The sequence below is a fragment of the Chromobacterium sp. Rain0013 genome (assembly GCF_015291765.1).
In the GTDB taxonomy this organism is placed as follows: Bacteria; Pseudomonadota; Gammaproteobacteria; order Burkholderiales; family Chromobacteriaceae; genus Chromobacterium; species Chromobacterium haemolyticum.
Genome location: NZ_CP031514.1, coordinates 1,956,317 through 1,975,189, shown reverse-complemented (window position 1 = coordinate 1,975,189; position 18,873 = coordinate 1,956,317). Strand labels below are relative to the sequence as shown.

The 18,873-nt window shown below is 63.0% G+C and carries 18 protein-coding genes; 7 read left to right on the top strand and 11 right to left on the bottom strand.

The features are described from left to right. Positions 1-185 precede the first annotated feature (185 nt). Positions 186-1,319 carry a cupin domain-containing protein gene (locus DXT74_RS09395; RefSeq protein ID WP_194427823.1) on the bottom strand — a complete coding sequence of 378 codons (1,134 nt, stop codon included), beginning with the start codon at positions 1,317-1,319 and terminating at the stop codon, positions 186-188. 139 nt (positions 1,320-1,458) lie between these two features. Between DXT74_RS09395 and DXT74_RS09390 the strand changes: the two genes are divergently transcribed. After that, positions 1,459-1,938, top strand: a complete 480-nt coding sequence (locus DXT74_RS09390; RefSeq protein ID WP_081547288.1) for a peptidylprolyl isomerase — start codon at positions 1,459-1,461, stop codon at positions 1,936-1,938. 264 nt (positions 1,939-2,202) lie between these two features. On the opposite strand, the gene DXT74_RS09385 is transcribed toward DXT74_RS09390, so the two are convergent. The 6 genes from DXT74_RS09385 to DXT74_RS09360 form a co-directional block, all read right to left on the bottom strand. Further along, positions 2,203-2,958, bottom strand: coding sequence for a phosphatase PAP2 family protein (locus tag DXT74_RS09385; RefSeq protein ID WP_194427822.1), 756 nt, complete (start codon positions 2,956-2,958; stop codon positions 2,203-2,205). Continuing rightward, complete coding sequence (gene prmC, locus DXT74_RS09380; protein ID WP_370551760.1) at positions 2,958-3,776, bottom strand: peptide chain release factor N(5)-glutamine methyltransferase; 819 nt, start codon at positions 3,774-3,776, stop codon at positions 2,958-2,960. The genes DXT74_RS09385 and prmC overlap by 1 nt, the downstream gene beginning before the upstream one ends. 8 nt (positions 3,777-3,784) lie before the next feature. Continuing rightward, positions 3,785-5,224, bottom strand: coding sequence for a magnesium transporter (mgtE, locus tag DXT74_RS09375; RefSeq protein WP_043638519.1), 1,440 nt, complete (start codon positions 5,222-5,224; stop codon positions 3,785-3,787). A 201-nt stretch (positions 5,225-5,425) separates the two neighbouring features. Beyond that, the gene (mtgA, locus tag DXT74_RS09370; RefSeq protein WP_043638617.1) at positions 5,426-6,109 is read right to left on the bottom strand and encodes a monofunctional biosynthetic peptidoglycan transglycosylase; all 684 of its coding nucleotides are present in this window, start codon (positions 6,107-6,109) and stop codon (positions 5,426-5,428) included. Positions 6,110-6,226: 117 nt separating this feature from the next. Then, positions 6,227-7,048, bottom strand: coding sequence for a shikimate dehydrogenase (gene aroE, locus DXT74_RS09365; RefSeq protein ID WP_043638522.1), 822 nt, complete (start codon positions 7,046-7,048; stop codon positions 6,227-6,229). A 192-nt stretch (positions 7,049-7,240) separates the two neighbouring features. Beyond that, on the bottom strand, positions 7,241-7,693 hold the full coding sequence (locus DXT74_RS09360) for a rhodanese-like domain-containing protein (RefSeq protein ID WP_194427820.1): 453 nt from the start codon (positions 7,691-7,693) through the stop codon (positions 7,241-7,243). A 374-nt stretch (positions 7,694-8,067) separates the two neighbouring features. Here DXT74_RS09360 and glnA point away from each other — a divergent pair, with 374 nt between their 5' ends. From glnA to DXT74_RS09335, 5 genes are all read left to right on the top strand, one after another. Continuing rightward, positions 8,068-9,486: a glutamate--ammonia ligase gene (glnA, locus tag DXT74_RS09355; protein ID WP_043591002.1), complete on the top strand. Its 1,419-nt coding sequence runs from the start codon at positions 8,068-8,070 to the stop codon at positions 9,484-9,486. Positions 9,487-9,596: 110 nt separating this feature from the next. Further along, entirely contained in the window at positions 9,597-10,079 is a 483-nt protein-coding gene (locus DXT74_RS09350; protein WP_043638528.1) for a DUF4124 domain-containing protein, read from the top strand. Positions 10,080-10,201: 122 nt separating this feature from the next. Then, positions 10,202-11,254, top strand: a complete 1,053-nt coding sequence (gene glnL, locus DXT74_RS09345; protein ID WP_194427819.1) for a nitrogen regulation protein NR(II) — start codon at positions 10,202-10,204, stop codon at positions 11,252-11,254. Positions 11,255-11,466: 212 nt separating this feature from the next. Continuing rightward, entirely contained in the window at positions 11,467-12,924 is a 1,458-nt protein-coding gene (ntrC, locus tag DXT74_RS09340; RefSeq protein WP_043638535.1) for a nitrogen regulation protein NR(I), read from the top strand. 29 nt (positions 12,925-12,953) lie between these two features. Continuing rightward, complete coding sequence (locus DXT74_RS09335; protein WP_194427818.1) at positions 12,954-13,694, top strand: ABC transporter substrate-binding protein; 741 nt, start codon at positions 12,954-12,956, stop codon at positions 13,692-13,694. Between the two features lie 141 nt (positions 13,695-13,835). Here DXT74_RS09335 and DXT74_RS09330 read toward each other — a convergent pair whose 3' ends face one another. Continuing rightward, entirely contained in the window at positions 13,836-14,762 is a 927-nt protein-coding gene (locus DXT74_RS09330) for a LysR family transcriptional regulator (RefSeq protein ID WP_043638542.1), read from the bottom strand. A 95-nt stretch (positions 14,763-14,857) separates the two neighbouring features. Here DXT74_RS09330 and metE point away from each other — a divergent pair, with 95 nt between their 5' ends. Continuing rightward, positions 14,858-17,149 (top strand): 5-methyltetrahydropteroyltriglutamate--homocysteine S-methyltransferase, encoded by a 2,292-nt coding sequence (gene metE / locus DXT74_RS09325; RefSeq protein WP_194427817.1) that lies wholly within the window; start codon positions 14,858-14,860, stop codon positions 17,147-17,149. Positions 17,150-17,208: 59 nt separating this feature from the next. On the opposite strand, the gene DXT74_RS09320 is transcribed toward metE, so the two are convergent. From DXT74_RS09320 to DXT74_RS09310, 3 genes are all read right to left on the bottom strand, one after another. Then, positions 17,209-17,667 (bottom strand): histidine phosphatase family protein, encoded by a 459-nt coding sequence (locus DXT74_RS09320; protein ID WP_043590995.1) that lies wholly within the window; start codon positions 17,665-17,667, stop codon positions 17,209-17,211. 113 nt (positions 17,668-17,780) lie between these two features. Next, positions 17,781-18,497, bottom strand: a complete 717-nt coding sequence (locus DXT74_RS09315) for an LrgB family protein (RefSeq protein ID WP_194427816.1) — start codon at positions 18,495-18,497, stop codon at positions 17,781-17,783. After that, entirely contained in the window at positions 18,490-18,846 is a 357-nt protein-coding gene (locus tag DXT74_RS09310) for a CidA/LrgA family protein (RefSeq protein ID WP_043590991.1), read from the bottom strand. Before DXT74_RS09310 ends, DXT74_RS09315 begins: the two co-directional genes overlap by 8 nt. Positions 18,847-18,873 lie beyond the last annotated feature (27 nt).

The following is an 18,873-nucleotide window of genomic DNA, read 5'->3' as shown; positions in this document are numbered from 1 at the left end:
AAAATCCATCAGTGCGCAAATTGTATCACGAAAAAAAAGGCTGTATAGGGGGCAAAATTCCAAAAAAACACCTTTGCCCATAATCCTCTTCCGCAAAGCAGCATAGCCACAAAAACGGGCGTTTACCCCTGTCGTTGAGGCCAGAATTTGTCGATATCACTTGCGCATCCGAACAATTTCTGTGGTTATTTTGCTACATTCGTCGCCAAATGCCAATAGCCTGCCAGATATCCCTCATACAAACATTCCTGCATGCCGGGCCCAAGCACCGCGCCTGCAATGCGTCTGGCATTGGCGAAGGCGCGCCAGGCCTCGAAATCCCCCTCTTCCACCTCCAGTTTCTCGCCATTGCAATAGAAACTGTCGCCACAGAACAGAATCTGACTCTTGCGATCCAGCTCCAATCCATGCTCGGCCGCTTCGATCTCGAATTCGTCTTCGTCCAACTCCTCTTCCGGCGCCTCGTAAAAGACATGCGCCTTGGGTTCGGTCAGATAGTGACCCAGAAAGTCGCCCACCGCGGCCTTGTCCCAGCGAATCTGCTCCAGCAGCCGGCTAACCTGCTCCACCATCTCATCGCCTATTCGCGCCGGATCTTGCTGCAACGTGAGGTCGGGGTCGGCGTACACGCCTTCCACGCAGAGGCGGTCTTGCAAATGCACCAGGAATTGTGTCGCCAGTTCCTGCGCCGGCGGGGCGCGAAAACCGATCGAATAAGTCATGCCGGGATCCAACGCCACGCCGTGATGCGCGCACTTTGGCGGCAGATAGAGCATGTCGCCGTGCTCCAGCACGAACTCCTGCTCGCAACGGAAATCCTTCAGCACCCGGATCGGCGCGTCTTCGATGAAGTCGTCGTCGTGCTGGGTGGATATCTGCCAGCGCTTGCGCCCGCCCACTTGCAGCAGGAACACATCGTAGGCGTCGAAATGCGGGCCCACGGTGCCGCCCGGCGGCGCGTAGCTGATCATCAAATCGTCCAGCCGCGCGTAAGGAATGAAATTGAAACGCCACAGCAGCTCGTCGATGTGCGGCAGGTGCTGGTTGACGCCCTGCACCAACAAGGTCCAGTCCGTCTCCGGCAGGCGGCGGAAGCGCGCCGGACGGAACGGACCACGCTCCAGGCTCCAGCATCCGTCGCGACATTCAATCAAGCGCGATTCAGCGTCTTCGCGGGTCGCCAGCTGCGACAGCACCGAAAAATCCGCCAGCGGCCCCACTTCGGTCAGGGCGCCGCGGATCAGCAAAGGCTTCTTGTGCCAGTACTCGGCAAGGAATTGTTGGGGCGACATCCCGCCCAGCAAAGTTGTTGTGTTCATGGCAGTTTCACGGGCTGAAACGCCCGGCAATGGTTTACAATAAGGGATGCGCGCAATGGCGGCGCATCTGAAAATCGTTTTCGATGGCCGGCTTGCGCCGCCATCTGCTTTATTGACCTTCCTTCACGGATCCGCACTCATGCAAATCTCCAAAAACACCGTCGTTACCCTCCACTACGAGATGTTCGACGCTGACAACAACCTCCTCGACAAAACCGAAGAGCCGATCAGCTATCTGCATGGCGGCTACGACGGCATCTTCCCGCTGGTGGAAGAAGCTTTGGAAGGCAAGGCCGTTGGCGACTCCATCGACGTCAAGATGACGCCGGACGACGCTTTCGGCGACCCGGAAGAAGAACTGATCCGCCTGGAAGATCTGGACGTGTTCCCGGCTGACGTCGAAGTCGGCATGATGTTCGAAGCTGACGATCCGGAAACCGGCGACGTGCTGCTGTTCCGCGTCACCGACATCGCCGACGGCAAGGCCGTTGTCGACGCCAACCACCCGCTGGCCGGCCAAAGCATCCGCTTCGCCGCCAAGGTTGTGGAAATCCGCGCAGCCAGCGCCGATGAAGTCAGCCACGGCCACGCCCACGGCGAGCACGGCCACCACCATTGATCAGGCAGCCAGCCAAGCCGGCATTGTAATGCTTTTGCCGGTTCGCCGGCCTGATTTCGACAAAGGCGGCCCGATGGGCCGCCTTTGTCATGCCTGCGCGCGGAATCCGCCGCGCCATCTCTAAAGGGCCTGCTCAAAGTCTCGCGAGCCAGGGCGAGACAAGGCCAAAACGGCTGAGAAAGCGGAATGTACGCGTGGTACATGAGCATTTCGAAGCCGTTTTCAACGCTGTATCGCCGACGCGCAGCAGATCGTAAGCAGGCACTAACGAGCGAGCCACCAGCGCCGGCAGCCAGCGGCAAGCACCAGCGAGCACACCGCCAGCCTCAAGCCGTACTCCTCATGGCTGCCGGGCTTGTACAACAACCACAACAACTGCAGCGCCAGAGCAGGCAGCATCAACGATTGCAGCCGCGCGCTCAAACCCGCAGGCCACCCTTGAGGCCAGGCCCAGCGGCAGGCGCCGAACATAGCGGCCCACCCCAGCAAGGCGCCCACCGTCACATCCAGCGGCCAATGCACGCCGGTAGCCAGCCGAGCGCACATCACCAAGATCACGCCGACGCTCAGCCACAAGCCCTGTCGCACCATGCCTGAATAGTAAAGAAAGCTCGCCAGCGTGGCGGAGGCCATTGCATGGCCGGAGGGAAAAGAACCGTTGCCGGGCAAGTCGTCCAGCAATTGCACCGCGCCAGGAGGCAGCACCAACGGCGGCCGCGGCACGGCGAAGCCGGCTTTGAGCACAATGGCCAGAAACACGCCGGCGCCGCAGCCGAACAATAAAGCCGGCAGCTTGTCCGGCCGTCGCCAGCTCAGGGCCAGCAGCAGGGCCAGCACCGTAGGCCAATCGCCCAACACATTGAGCAGCCGCCAGCAGACGGCGGGCACGATGCGCGCCCCCTGATGCACGGCAAGAAAAACCTCCCGGTTCAAGTCCGGCGACAACAGCAAGGACAGAATCAAAGGCGACAACAACAACGCCGGCCACAGCCGGCGCAAACAGGACAACTTAAACCACATCAGTCAGCTTTCATCGTTGCAAGGGTGATTCGATCCAGACCCGCCAGATCGACAATGGTTTCCACTTGCAGCAAACCCGCGTCGGAGAAAAGCCGACGCACTGCCTCGCCTTGATCGTAGCCATGCTCGACGATCAAGCAACCGCCCGGAGCCAGCCGCCTCGGCGCGCCTGCGGCGATGGCGCGCAGACAGGCCAGACCGTCGGCTTCGTCGGTCAACGCCATCCGCGGCTCGAAACGCACGTCCCCCAGCCCCAAATGCTCATCGTCGCGCCGGATGTAAGGCGGATTGGAGACAATGAGATCAAAGACCGCGTCCGCCGGCAGCGCTTGATACCAACTGCCCTGATAAAAATCGACGCGCGCGCCCAGACGCTCGGCGTTGCCGCGGGCGACGGCCAGCGCCTCGGGCGACAGGTCGACAGCGCTCACCCGCCAAGCCGGCGCTTCCAGCGCCAAAGTCGCGGCGATGGCCCCACTGCCGGTGCCCAGGTCCACCACGCGGGCGGCGCCTCGGCCGGTCCGTTCCAACGCAGCCTCGATCAGATGCTCGGTTTCCGGCCGGGGAATCAGCACCTGCGGCCCCACGGCGAAATCGCGGCCGTAAAACTCGCGCCGGCCAATCAGATAGGCCACCGGCTCTCCCGCTGCTCGCCGGGCCGCCAACGCGCGGAAACACGCGTCTTGTTCCGCGCTCAGCGCCTGCTCCGGATAAGCGGCGATGCGGGCGTGGGTCAGCTCCGGCGCCGCCTGCTGCAACAGCATGCGCGCTTCCAGACGGGGCAAGGGGTATAGGCGCAAGGCCTCGGCTATCGTCAACATGGTCGTCACAACAGGAACAGGGTGGCCAAACCCAGGAAGATGAAAAACCCGCCGGAATCGGTGCAGGCGGTGATCAGCACGCTGGAACCCAGCGCCGGGTCACGCCCGGAACGTTGCATCAGGCAGGGAATCAGCACCCCCATGGTGGCGGCCAGCATCAGGTTGAGCAACATCGCGCCCAGCATGACCAGGCCCAGCGAGAAACTGCCGTACAACAACCAGGCCACGCTGCCTATCACCCCGCCCCACAACACGCCGTTGATCATGCTGACGCCAAGCTCCTTGCGCCACAAGCGCCAAGCCTGGCTCAGCTGCATCTGCCCCATGGCCAGCGCGCGCACGATCATGGTGATGGTCTGGTTGCCGGAGTTGCCGCCGATGCCGGCAACGATGGGCATCAAGGCGGCCAAGGCCACCAATTGGGAAATGGAGTGCTCGAACACGCCGATCACGCGCGAGGCGACGAAGGCGGTGCATAGATTGATCGCCAGCCAGGCCCAGCGGTTCTTCACCGAGTCGATCACCGGCGCGAACAGGTCTTCTTCCTCTTTCAAACCGGCCAGGTTCAGCACTTCACTGTCGGACTCTTCGCGGATCACGTCCACCATCTCGTCCACGGTCAGCCGGCCAATCAACTTGCCGGCCTCGTCCACCACCGGCGCGGTAATCAAGTCGTAGCGCTCGAAGGCCAGCGCAGCGTCGGCGGCGTCTTCGTCCGGACTGAAGCTGACCAGTTCGGTGGCCATCACTTCGGCCACCAGCGCGTCGGGGTCGGACACCAGCAGTTTACGGATGGAGAGCACGCCCTTGAGCAGGCCCAAATCGTCGATCACGAAAATTTTGTCGGTATGCGCCGGGAGTTCGTCGAAACGGCGCAGATAACGCAGCACGACTTCGCAACTGACGTCGGCGCGGATCTTGACTAGGTCAAAGTCCATCAGCGCGCCGACCTTGTCCTCGTCGTAGGACAGCGCCGATTGCAGTTGGGCGCGTTCCTCCTCGCCCAGCCCGCCCATCACTTCGTACACCACTTGGCGCGGCATATCCGGCGCCAGCTCGGCCAGCTCGTCCGCGTCCAGCTGTTCGGCGGCGTTCACGAGCTCGCCGTACTCCATCACTTCGATCAGCGATTCCCTGACCGCGTCGGATACTTCCAACAGGATGGCGCCGTCGCGCGCGCCTTCCACCTGGTCCCAAACCAGCAAGCGGTCTTCCAGCGGCAAGGCTTCCAGAATATGGGCGACATCGGCCGGGTGCAGCTGCTCCAACTTGAGGCGCAGCGCCTCCAGATTGTAATGCGGGGCCAGCGGGTCCGTCGGCGGCTCGGACGCCTCCTGGCGGGATACAAGATCTTCCAACTGCCGCTGGCGCTCGATCAGGCGCTGCACCAGGGCCAGGCTTTCTTGCAGACGATCGGCGGATTGTTGCTTGAAGGCAACCGTCATGCACGTCTCCTTCCGCCCAGATGGCGCGCGCGGCGCGGGCGGTCTGAGGCGGGCATTATTCTCTAACGGTAAATCGGGATTGGATTACGGGATAACTGGGTAAGTCCATTGCGTAGCCGCCATGCCTCGCGCACGGCGCACTCAAAGAAAGTCGCAATTGTAACATGCGCCCTGCGCCGCTCCAATCCGCCCCACAGACGCTCAAGGCAGTTCCACATAGCCCATCCGCCGCTGGATGATACGGGTTTTGCGCGCCAGGCCCGGCGCGCCGCGGTGGGTGTCATAGTAGCGCGGGTTGGGCACCATCGCCGCCAGCTTGGCCGCCTGAGCCGAGGACAGCCGGGCCGCGCTGGAATGGTAGTAGTAGCGCGACGCCGCCTCCGCGCCAAACACGCCGTTGCCCCATTCGATCACGTTCAGATAGATCTCGAAGATGCGCCGCTTGTCCAGCACGGTTTCCAGCATCACCGTAATCAAGGCCTCCTCCACCTTCCGCCACGGGGTCTTGCTGCTGGACAGGAATAGATTCTTGGCCAGTTGCTGACTGATGGTGGAGCCGCCAGCGACGATCTTGCCCTTCTTCATGTTTTTTTCGAACGCGGCCTCAATGCCATCCCAGTCGAATCCCTCGTGATCGACGAACTTGGCGTCCTCGGATGCGATCAGCGCGCGCTTGAGATTGGGGGATATCTGCTCGTAACTCACCCACTTGTGGCGCAGTTCCGCCTCGGGATCGTCCTGCTGCAGCTTGGCCAGCTGTTCGTTCATGAAGGAACTGGCCGATGGATTGTGGCCGCGCCAATAAACAATGTGGCCAAAGATCCACAGGTTATACAGCAGAAAGGCGGCCATCAGGGCCGCCAACACTTTCAGGAAGAGACGCATCATCTGACTCGCAAAGCGAGCCCCCTCGCAGAGCAAGGGGGATTGGGATTCAAACCGCGGGAGGGGAATGCCGGCACAGCTCAAAATAGGTCCGGCCCGGCTAGACCCGGGCAGGCGTCAGGCCAGCACTTCCCGCAGCATATTGGTCACTTTGCGAGTGGCCGGCTCCACGCCGCGCCAGATGGAGAAGGATTCCGCCGCCTGCTCCACCAGCATGCCCAGGCCGTCGGCCAGCATGCCGGCGTTCTCTGCCTGAGCGCGCTGCAGGAAGGGCGTCAGGCCCTTGCTGTACACCATGTCGTAAGCCAGGGTGCGCGCAGTAAACAAACCGTAGGGAATGGGGGGCAATTCATTGCTGAGACTGGTCGAGGTAGCGTTGATCACGATGTCGAAGCTGCGGCCCTTCAATTGCTCGTAGCCGATCGCCTCCACCTTGCCCCAGGGCGCAAAGTGGTGCGCCAGCGCCTCCGCCTTGATCAGGGTGCGGTTGGCGATGGTCAAAGAGGCGGGCTTTTGCTCCAGAATGGGTTCCAGCACGCCGCGCACCGCGCCGCCAGCGCCTAGAATCAGCACCTTGGCGCCGGCGATCGGGTAGTCCAGATTATCGACGATGTCGCGCACAAGGCCCACGCCGTCGGTATTGTCGCCGTAGATCTTGCCGTCGCGGAAGCACAAGGTGTTGACCGCTTCCGCCGCGCGGGCGCGCTCGGTCAGCTCGTTGGCGAAACGGTAAGCGTCCCCCTTGAACGGCAGCGTAATGTTGAGGCCCTTGCCGCCGGCGGCGACGAACTCGGCCACCACGTCGTTGAAACGCCCCAGTTCCGCGAACAATTTGTCGTAAGCGATATCCTGGCCGGTGGCCGCCGCGAATTCGTTATGGATGAACGGTGACTGGCTGTGCGAAACAGGGTTGCCGATAACGGCGTAACGGTCGGTCATGAGTCAGTTTTCCAAGATTGGGTATGTTTTTGGTATCGGATTAGAGAGTGGCTAACAAAACCCTCGCGCCGCGTCGCGCTTGGCTTTGTTGGCGGCTCTCGCCGCGTCCGCGCCGACGTAGCGGCGGCGCTATGACACTTTGCCGTGGAATACGCCAAACATCAACCACGACATCGCCGCGCAGCCCCCGGTTCAGCCTTGTTGCCAGGGCAGCCCGCGCGCTTTCCAGCCCCCCACGGTGTTGCGGTGGCCTGCGGCGTCCTTGTCGCCTTCAAAACCCTCCAACACGTTGTAGGCCTCGGTGAAGCCGGCGGCGGCTGCCATGCGCGCCACCTCGTCGGAGCGCACGCCGGATCGGCACATCAGCATCAGCACGCCCTCCTTGGGCAACATGCTCTGCAATTGCTCGAGGAAACGCGGATTGGGCTGCATGCCGGGAAAACTGCGCCATTCCAGCCGCTGGGCATAGGGCACCACGCCGACGAACTGCCATTCCGCCGCACTGCGCACATCCAGCAGCACCGCTTCCGGCATGGCTTGTTTCAACTGATGCGCCTCCTGCGGCGTCAAGGCACCGCGATAGGGCAAGCCCTGTTCTTCCCCTCGGCGCTGAGCCTGCTGCAATAGCTGCGTCATCTGATCCATGCATGCTCTCCTCGCGGCCGGGCCGCCTTGTTTAGCCGCTCCCCCTGATGCTGCGCCGACTGGCCTTAACATCTTAGAACCTGTTCAGCGCAGCAGCCATTGAACCGACTCTCAGCGGGGTTTTGTGAGCCGCCCTTGTTACCTTATATACGGATTATCCATATCGACGAAGACGGCCGCAACGCCGTCAACGCCCTGTTTTGGTGCATCAGCCAGGCCCAGGCACCACCCTGGTTCATTCAACTTCGCTAGCGCCCGGTTTTGGGCTATGACACAATGGAATCTCAGCGATTTCAAAGCTGGCACGCTTAATGCTTAAGCGCTAGCCATCCACTCATTCGCACATGATGCATGTAGCCTTTCAGGAGAAAACCATGGCGGTTGCAGACGTAGTCAAGCTGATTACCGAAAATGATGTCAAGTTCATCGACCTGCGCTTTACCGACACCCGCGGCAAAGAACAACACGTGTCGATTCCGGCCCATGTCCTGCTGGACGATCCGGACGCATGGTTCGAACACGGCCACGCTTTCGACGGCTCCTCGATCGCAGGCTGGAAAGGCATCCAGGCATCCGACATGCTGCTGATGGCCGACCCGGCCACCGCCCGCATCGACCCGTTCTACGACGAACCCACCGTCTTCATGCACTGCGATGTGATCGACCCGGCCGACGGCAAGGGCTACGACCGCGACCCGCGCTCCATCGCCAAGCGCGCCGAAGCCTATCTGAAAGCCTCCGGACTGGGCGACACCGCCTACTTCGGCCCGGAACCGGAATTCTTCATCTTCGACAGCGTGACCTGGGGCACCGACATGTCCGGCTGCTTCGTCAAGATCAAGGCGGAAGAAGCCGCCTGGGCCTCCGCCGAGGAGTTCGAGGGCGGCAATATGGGCCACCGCCCCGGCATTAAAGGCGGTTACTTCCCGGTGCCGCCGGTGGACTCCTCCCAAGACATCCGTTCCGCCATGGTGCTGCTGCTGGAAGAGCTGGGCATCCCGGTGGAAGTGCACCACCACGAAGTGGCCACTGCCGGCCAGAACGAGATCGGCACCAAGTTCAGCACGCTCACCCAGCGCGCGGACTGGACCCAGATCCTGAAGTACGTGGTGCACAACGTGGCTCACAGCTACGGCAAAACCGCCACCTTCATGCCCAAGCCCATCGTCGGCGACAACGGCTCCGGCATGCATGTTCACCAGTCCATCTGGAAGGACGGCAAGAACCTGTTCGCAGGCGACGGCTACGCCGGCCTGTCCGAAACCGCGCTTTACTACATCGGCGGCATCATCAAGCACGCCAAGGCGTTGAACGCGATCACCAACCCGGGCACCAACTCCTACAAACGCCTGGTGCCGCACTACGAAGCGCCGGTGAAGCTGGCCTATTCCGCCAAGAACCGCTCCGCCTCTATCCGCATCCCGCACGTGGCCAGCCCCAAGGGCCGTCGTATCGAGGCGCGCTTCCCGGACCCGTTGGCCAACCCCTACCTGTGCTTCTCCGCGCTGCTGATGGCCGGCCTGGACGGCATCCAGAACAAGATCCACCCGGGCGACGCCGCGGACAAGAACCTGTACGATCTGCCGCCGGAAGAAGATAAGCTGATCCCGACCGTGTGCGCCAGCCTGGACGAGGCCCTGGCCGCTCTGGACAAAGACCGCGAATTCCTGACCCGCGGCGGCGTGTTCTCCAATGACTGGATCGACGCCTACATCGAGCTCAAAATGCAGGAAGTCAACCTGACCCGCATGACCACCCATCCGGTGGAATTCGCGATGTATTACTCGCTGTAAAACGGCGCGACGAAAAACGGCAGCCCCTGGGCTGCCGTTTTCATATATGACTTGTCCGGCGGATTTGCATATCATTGCAGTGCTTAAACCCGGAACTCGACACGCCGCCCATGAAAACTCTATCGCTTTGTCTGATGCTGTTGCTGAGCGCCTCTGCTCAAGCCACTGTTTACAAGTACGTGGACAAAGACGGCAACGTCACTTTCACCAATGTGCCGATTCGCGGCGCGCAGGCAATCCGGCTCAATCCGCTCTCTTCCTATCCTAGCCAACACAAGAAAAACAATGCCCCCGGCAACAGCAGCGGCGGAAACGGCGACGCCAAGCCCGCCGGCAACTACCCCAGCGTCGATCCCGGCACCCAGAAACAGCGGGACAACGGCCGCCGCAAGATCCTGGAACAGGAGCTGGCCAATGAGCAGAAGGCGTTGACCGAAGCGGAAAAAGCGCTGGCCGACGGCAAAGCCACGCGCAACGGCGACGAAACCCGCAATTACCAAAAATATCTGAACCGGGTGCAGAAGCTGCAAGACGAAGTCACCGACCGCCAGAAAAACGTGGAAGCCTTGCGCCGCGAGTTGGGGCAGAACTAGTTTGACGCACCACATTGGTGCATACTGACGATGAATGGGCCATTCCCGGGCACGCGGGCATGGCCCGAATTTTGCTCAGCCTGCGCAAGCCCTTCGCCCCAGCCTACAGGACACACCGCACCATGCCGCCGACCAGCTTTGCCGGACTAGAACTGCTGGACACCCCCGTGCTGATCGTCGATCCCGACGGCGCGCTGCATTTCGTCAATCCCGCTTGCGAAAACCTGCTGGCGCTCGGCAGCCGCGAATTGCTGCGCCACAGCCTGTTCGATCTGTTCCAGCCCTGCCCGGCGCTGCGTCAGGCGCTGTCCACCGCGCTGCGCCACAACGCCAGCTTCATCGAACACGACTTGGAACTGGTCCCGCAGCACAGCGAGCAGCCGCTGCACATCGCGCTGTCGGTCGCACCGGTGGACGCGGACGGCGGGCTGGCGTTGATCGAGCTGCGGCCGCTGGATCAGCAGTTGAAGATCGCCAACGAAGAGCGCCTGCTGCTGCAACACCAGGCCAACCGCGAACTGATCCGCAACCTGGCCCATGAGATCAAAAACCCGCTGGGAGGCATTCGCGGCGCGGCGCAGTTGCTGGAGCACGAACTGCTGGACCGCCCGGAGCTGAAAGAATACACCGCGGTGATCAAGGAGGAGGCGCTGCGGCTGCAATCGTTGGTCGACCGCCTTCTGGCGCCGCACCGCAGCCATGTTCGCGGCGAGATCAATATCCACGAAGTGCTGGAGCGCGTGCGCAGCATCGCGCTGGCGGAATACCCGCAAGGCCTGCAAATTCGCCGCGACTACGACACCAGCCTGCCGCAGTTGGTGGCGGACAAGGAACAACTGATCCAGGTGGCGCTCAACATCGTCAAAAACGCGATTCAGGCGATGAAGGGCCGCGGCGAATTGATTCTGCGCACCCGAGTGGCGCGTCAGGTGACGCTGGCGCGCAAGCGCCACACCCTGGCATTGAAATTGCAGATCATCGATGACGGCCCCGGCATTCCCGACGAGATCAAGGACCATATTTTTTACCCGCTGGTCACCGGCCGCGCCGAAGGCACCGGCCTGGGCCTGACTCTGGCGCAGGCCTTCGTCCACCAGCACGGCGGCAATATCGAATTTGACTCACGGCCGGGGCAAACCTGTTTTACGGTCATGTTGCCCTTCGCCACCGACTGAGAAGCGGCTCAAAGTCCGCAGCGTTGCGTGAGACATCGCACGGCGAGCACACCTTCGAAAGGCTGATGAACCGCCTGTATATTCAGCTTTACCAGCTGTTCTCACCTTGTCCCGCTCGTGCTCGCGAGACTTGAACAGGTTCTGAGACGCATCGACAACAACACCTTGCGGCGGCCGGCGGGCGCTGGCGGCCACAGCATGAGGATTTCGTGATGAACCAAGCGGTATGGATTATTGACGACGACAAGGCAATACGCTGGGTGCTGGAAAAAGCGCTGGGACGCGCCGGCATCGGCTTCGACAGTTTCGCCAGCGCCGACGACGCGCTCAACGCGCTGTACGACCGCGCTCCGCAAGTCATTATTTCGGATATCCGCATGCCGGGCACCGACGGGCTGAAATTCCTCTCCAAAGTCAAATCAGAACACCCCGCGCTGCCCGTCATCATCATGACCGCGCATTCCGACCTGGATTCCGCGGTGGCGGCCTTCCAGGGCGGCGCCTTTGAATACCTGCCCAAGCCCTTCGACGTCGATCAGGCGGTGCTGCTGATCGAACGCGCGCTGGCGGAAAGCCGCCCGGACATCGCGGTCAGCGATCATCAGGAAGCGATGCCGGTGCTGCTGGGCCAGGCTCCGGCGATGCAGGACGTGTTCCGCGCCATCGGCCGGCTATCGCAGTCCAACGTCACCGTGCTGATCACCGGCGAATCCGGCACCGGCAAGGAGCGCGTGGCCGAGGCCCTGCACCGCCACTCTGTGCGCGCCGGCAAACCCTTCATCGCGCTCAATACCGCCGCCATCCCCAAGGACTTGCTGGAGTCGGAACTGTTCGGCCATGAGAAAGGCGCGTTCACCGGCGCGCAAGCCACCCGCCGCGGCCGCTTCGAGGAGGCCGAGGGCGGCACGCTGTTCCTGGACGAGATCGGCGACATGCCCACCGAGCTGCAAACCCGTTTGCTGCGCGTGCTGTCCGACGGCCACTTCTACCGCGTCGGCGGCCACACCCCGATCAAGGCCAACGTCCGCGTCATCGCCGCTACCCACCAAAACCTGGAACAGCGGGTGCGCGACGGCCAGTTCCGCGAAGACCTCTACCACCGCCTGAACGTGATCCGCCTGCGGCTGCCGCCGCTGCGCGAGCGGCGCGAAGACATCCCGCTGCTGGCCCGCCACTTCCTGGCCAAGAGCGCCACCCAGTTGGGCGTGGAGCCCAAGCGACTCAGCGACGCCGCCATGGAGGTGGTCAAACACAGCCTGTTCTCCGGCAATGTGCGTGAGCTGGAGAATCTGTGTCAGTGGATTAGCGTGATGGCGCCCGGCCAAACCGTGGAAGCGGCCGACCTGCCCCAGGAGCTGCGCGATCCCGCCGCCGGCGCCCGCCATCCCGGCGGCGCCGAAACCGGGCAACTGGACTGGCCGCAGTTGCTGGCGGAGGAAGTCAGCCGCCGTCTGCGCGCCGGCGAGGTCGGCATCATCGACGAACTGACCCGCCGCTTCGAGATCAGTTGCATCCGCAGCGGCCTGGCCCACACCGGCGGCCGCAAAGTGGAAGCCGCTCACCTGCTGGGCTGGGGTCGCAACACGCTGACTCGCAAGATCCAGGAGTTGGGTTTGGAAGCTCACGCGGATGAAATCCATGACAAGGCCGATCTCGGGCTCATAAAATGAATCCATGATCATTCCGCAAGGACCTGCCCATGTCCAAGTCCACGCTAGCGCTGCTCACCCTGCTGGCCGGCGGGTGGGTCCATGGGGCCCCCCTCTTGCGCATCGTCGTCGGTAGCGCCGAACCCGCGCCCTTCATCCAGCATACCTCCACACAACTATCCGGCCCCGTGATCGACCTCACGCGGCAAGCGGCGGAACATTGCGGCCTGAACGTGCAGTTCCGACAACTGCCGGCGCGACGGCTGTTGCGCGGCCTGGCCCTGAACCAGGCCGACGCCGCCGCCATGCTGTCCTTCCAGACCGACCGCGCCAAACAGATGCTCTACCCAATGCGCGACGGGTCAGCGGACAGCCGGCTCAGGCTGACGGCCCTCTCCTACGTGCTCTACGTCCCGCAGGATTCAACGCTGCGTTGGGACGGCTACCGGCTGGACCTGCCCGAGGACGACAGCGTGGGGGTCAATCGAGGTTGGTCCGTTACACGCGTATTGACGGCTCGCCGGATCCCCACCGAGGCCGGCGCCGATCTGGAGGAGAATTTCGCCAAGCTGCAGGCTGGCCGCATCGCCGCCTTCGCCATGCACGAGCCCGGCGGCGACGCTTATCTGGCGCAACACCCGCAGCTGCGCATGAAAAAACTGCTGCCGCCGCTGAAAACCGAAAACAATTATCTGGTGTTCGCCAAGGCTTACGGCCAGGCGCATCCGGAACGCATGCGCTGCGTCTGGAGTCAATTGCCGTCGCTGCGCCGGCAACTGGACCTGCCCTAAGAACCTGTTTACGATCTCGCGAGCTAAGGCGAAAGCGGCTGAGTAGAACGGAATGGTCAAGTGGCACATGCGCATTTCGAAGACGCCGCTCATCGCGCAATCTCTCCGCCAACGCGCAGCAGATCGTAAACAGGCCCCAAGTCAAGCCGCGCCCAGCGGCGTCAGCCCTGGCAAGGTGGCGAAACTCTGCTCCCTCACCGTGGCCAGAAAATCCTGCATATAGGCCAGGCCGCCGTCGTCGCCGCGCACCGCGGCGTACAACTCGCTGCTTAAACCGCGTTCGCCTATTGGCCGCGCCACCACGTAGCCGCGCTCCAGATAGGGTTTGACCGCCCAATACGGCAAAGCCGCCACCCCGCGGCGGCTGGCCACCAGTTGGATGATGGCGATGGTCAGCTCGCTGCTGCGCCTCGCCGGGTTGACGCCCGCCGGGCGCAATACCTTGCGCACCAGGTCCAGCATTTCGTCCGGCACGGGGTAATGGATCAGCGTTTCTCCGGCAAAGTCCTCCGCCAGCCAGCAGCGCTTGTTCGCCAGCGGATGATCCCGCGCCACGATGCCCACCATTTCATAAGCGAACAGCGGCTGGTAATCGATGCCGGCCTGCGGCTCCGCCTCGGACACGATGGCCAGATCGGCGCGATGGCTCAGCAGCAGGCTAACCGGATCGGTGTGAAAGCCGGACACGATATCCAGCTCAACGCCCGGCCAATGCTGACGAAACGCGTCCATCGCCGGCATCAGCCAGTCAAAGCAGGTATGGCACTCCACCGCCACCCTCAGTTCGCCGACCTCCCCCTGCCGCAGACGCGCCAGATCGCGTTCCGCCGCGGCCACCCTGGCGTTCAGATCATGCGCCAGCGCCAACAGCCTTTCCCCGGCGGCGGTGAAGCGCAGCGGCTGGGTCTTGCGCTCGAACAAGCTCATGCCGTAGCCCTGCTCCAACTGTTTGAGCTGGTGCGAAAGCGCGGACTGGGTCAGGAACAAGCGACTGGCGGCCAAGGACACGCTGCCGGTTTCGGCCAGCGCCAACAGGGTGCGCAGATGTCTAATCTCCAGAAAGCTCATTATGAATTCATTTCATGTTAACTGGCAAAATAATGAGTTTGTATCATACAACAGCTTGCGTAATGCTAGGGACATCACGAACGAAGGAGTCCACCATGACCACCCTGCACCTGCTCGGCTTTCCCCGCATCGGCGCCAAGCGCGAACTGAAGACCCTGCTGGAAAACTACTGGAAAAACGAAATCGACGAAGCCGCGCTGCTGGGCGGCGCGCGTGAACTGCGCCAGCGCCATTGGCTGTTGCAAAAAGGCGCCGGCGTTGAATTGTCCCCGGTAGGCGACTTCTCCATGTACGACCACGTGCTGGACGCGCAACTGCTGGTGGGAGCGGTGCCGCCGCGCTTCGGCTTCGACGCCTCCAAGCTGAGCACCGAGCAGTATTTCCAGCTGGCGCGCGGCAATGCCGGCCAGCCGGCGCTGGAAATGACTAAATGGTTCGACACCAACTACCACTACCTGGTGCCGGAATGGCATGCCGACACCGCTTTCCAAGCCCAGCCTGAGCGCTTGCTGGCGCAAGTGCGAGAAGCCCAGGCGCTGGGCCTGCGCGCCAAGCCGGTGCTGCTGGGGCCGCTGTCGCTGCTGTGGCTGGGCAAGGCCAAGCACGCCGGCCTGGACAAGCTGTCCCTGCTGCCCGCCCTGCTGCAAGCCTACCGCGACGTGCTGGCCGCGCTGGCGGCGGCGAAAGTGGAATGGGTGCAGATCGACGAACCCATCCTGACCCTGGATCTGCCGTCGGAATGGCTGGCCGCCTTCGAACCCGCTTATCGCCAATTGCAAGACTCTCCGCTGCGGCTGCTGCTGGCCACCTACTTCGGCAGCGTCGCCGAGCATGCCGAACTGCTGCAACGCTTGCCGGTGGCCGGCCTGCACCTGGACTTGGTGCGCGCGCCGCTGCAACTGGCGGCTTTCGCCGAGGGCTGGCCGCAAGACAAGGTACTGTCCGCCGGCGTCATCGACGGTCGCAACATCTGGCGCGCCGATCTGTCCCGCGTGCTGGCCAGTCTGCAACCCCTTGCGGCCGATTTGGGCGAGCGCCTGTGGATCGCTCCCAGTTGCTCGCTGCTGCATACGCCCTTCGACCTGGCCGCGGAAACCCAGCTCGACGTCGACGTCAAAACCTGGCTGGCCTTCGCGGTGCAAAAGCTTAATGAACTGAAAGTGCTGAAACGCGGCGTGGAGCAAGGCCGCGAAGCCATCGCCAACGAACTGGCCGGCAGCGACTACGCCCGCCAGCAACGCGCCGCCAGCCCGCTGATCCACCGCCCCGAAGTCCAGCAGCGCCTGGCCACGCTGCCGACCAACGCCGACCGCCGCCACAGCGCCTATCCCGTTCGCGCCGCCGCGCAGCAAGCCTGGCTCAAACTGCCGCTGCTGCCCACCACCACCATAGGCTCCTTCCCGCAAACCGCATCCATCCGCGGCGCTCGCGCCGCCTTCAAACGCGGCGAACTGCCCGCCGATGCCTACCGTCAGGCAATGCAGCAGGAAATTGAACTGGCGATACGCCGCCAGGAGGCGCTGGACATCGACGTGCTGGTGCACGGCGAGGCCGAGCGCAACGACATGGTGGAATACTTCGGCGAACAGTTGTCCGGTTTCGTGTTCACCGCCGGCGGCTGGGTGCAAAGCTACGGCAGCCGCTGCGTGAAGCCGCCCATTTTGTTCGGCGACGTGGCGCGGCCGCAGCCGATGACCGTGGAATGGGCGGAATACGCACAAAGCCTGACCTCCCGTCCGGTCAAGGGCATGCTCACCGGACCGGTCACGATCCTGCAATGGAGCTTTGTCCGTGACGACCTGCCGCGCGACGAAGTCTGCCGTCAGATCGCCCTGGCGCTAAACGACGAGGTACGCGACTTGGAGACCGCCGGCATCCGCGTGATCCAGATCGACGAGCCTGCCATCCGCGAAGGACTGCCGCTGAAGCGCGCCGATCGCGCCGCCTACCTGGACTGGGCCGGCCATGCCTTCCGGCTGTCTTGCCACGGCGTGGCGGACTCCACCCAGATTCACACCCATATGTGCTATTCCGAGTTTGGTGACATTCTGCCGGCCATCGCCGCGCTGGACGCGGACGTGATCACCATCGAAACCTCGCGCTCGGACATGGAGCTGCTGCAGGACTTCGGCCACTTCCGCTACCCCAATGCCATCGGCCCCGGCGTCTACGATATTCACAGCCCGCGGGTGCCGCCTGAGGCCGAAATCCAGCAGCTACTGGAAAAGGCGCTGCAAGTGATCGAACCGGAAAAACTGTGGGTCAACCCCGACTGCGGCCTGAAAACCCGTGGCTGGCCCGAGGTGGAGGCGGCCCTCTCCAGCATGGTCAAGGTCAGCAAGACGCTGCGCAGACGTCTGGCTCAGGAGGCCGACGCCACCGTCTGAAACGTTTGAGACTGACAAGAAAAAGGCCCCTCGATCGAGGGGCCTTTTCGCGTGCCTACTCAAGGCTGCAACATGCCGGGCGTCATCATCGCCTTCAAACGCGTCTGCTCGATGCCGTGGCGGTCGCGGTGACTCAACCACCAGACCGACCCCTTCTTCACGCTCCACAATTGCTGCTGCTCCGATAGCAGGGTGGATGCCAACCAGCCGATATAAGGCTGATGGCCAACCAATACCACGGTGCGGTTCGCCTCCGGCCAGCCTATCGCCTCCAGCACCTCTTCCGGCGACGCCGTCGGATTCAACGCCGGCACCGTCTGAAAGCTTTTCGCCAGCAAGGCCGCTGTCTGCTGCGAACGCTTGGCCTCCGAGGCCAGCAGCAGATAATCGCGCGGCAGGCGCACCCGCAGCCAAGCCGCCATCTGGCTTGCCTGCTGCTGCCCGCGCCGCGTCAGCGCCCTTGCCAGATCATCAGAGCCGTCCTCCGCCTCCGCGTGGCGCCACAAAATCAAATCCATACACACCCCTCGTTAAAATATTTTCAATCCAGACGCAAGCGAGCCAAGTCGAGCGCCCGCCCCAGGCGGGATGCGCGGCTTGGCGCGACTACGAAATAAAAGCCGCCGGCCCGCTACAAGGGAAACAGCGCCAGCAACACAGGCACCAACAAAGCGGTGAACACCCCGTTCAAGCCCATTGCCAGGCCCGCGAAGGCGCCCGCTGTCTCCGACAACTGAAACACCCGCGCCGTTCCAATCCCATGCGCGGAAATCCCCGTGGCCACGCCCAGCGCCATGTCGTTGCGCAGACGCAGGCCGTTGAACAGCGGCCGCGCCGCCACCGCGCCAAAAATGCCGGACAGGATCACGCACATCGCCGCCAATTCCGGCACCCCGCCTATGCTTTGCGACACGCTCATCGCAATCGGCGTGGTCACCGCCCGCGTGCTCAGGGATAGCAGCACCTCATGCGGCAGACCAAATAGCCAACCCAAGCCCACCGCGCTGACGACGCCGGTGACCCCACCCAAGGCAATGCTCAAGGCCAGCGGCCCCGCCGCGCGCTTGAGCCGGCTCAGGTTGCCGTACAAGGGCACCGCCAAAGCCACCGTCGCCGGACCCAACAACATTTGTATCCACTGCGCGCCCTGCATGTACTGGCGGTAATCGGTACGCGTCAGCACCAGCCAGCCCAACACCAGCAATACCCCGATCAACACCGGGTTGGACAGCGGATGGCCGCGACAGCGGCGATTAAACGCCAAGGCCAGGCGGTAAGCCAGCAAAGTGACGAAAACCCCCGTCAACGGCGACTCCCGCAGCGCGGAGAACACATCGGCGCTAATCATCTCCTCCTCCGCCCCGCCGCCCCAGCATCCAATGCAAAGCCAGCCCCGGCACCAGCAAGGTGGTCAGCGTCGACAAGGCCAGCACCGCCGCCAGACGCGCGCCGTAATCGGCCAATAGCGTCTGGTAGGCCAGCACCGCTCCGCCGGCCGGGATGAACAGCAAGGACATATGCGCAAGAAAGCGCGGCACATGGGTCTGCAGCGTCGTAGGCACTCCGCGACGCGCGCACAAGGTGGCGAACAACAGCAACATGCCCATGACCGGTCCCGGCACCGGAACGCCCAAACCGCGCGCCAAGACTTCTCCCGCCAATTGATAGCCCAACAGCCACAGCGCCGTCTCCATCATGCGATCTTTCCTCCTTCCGCCTTTGAT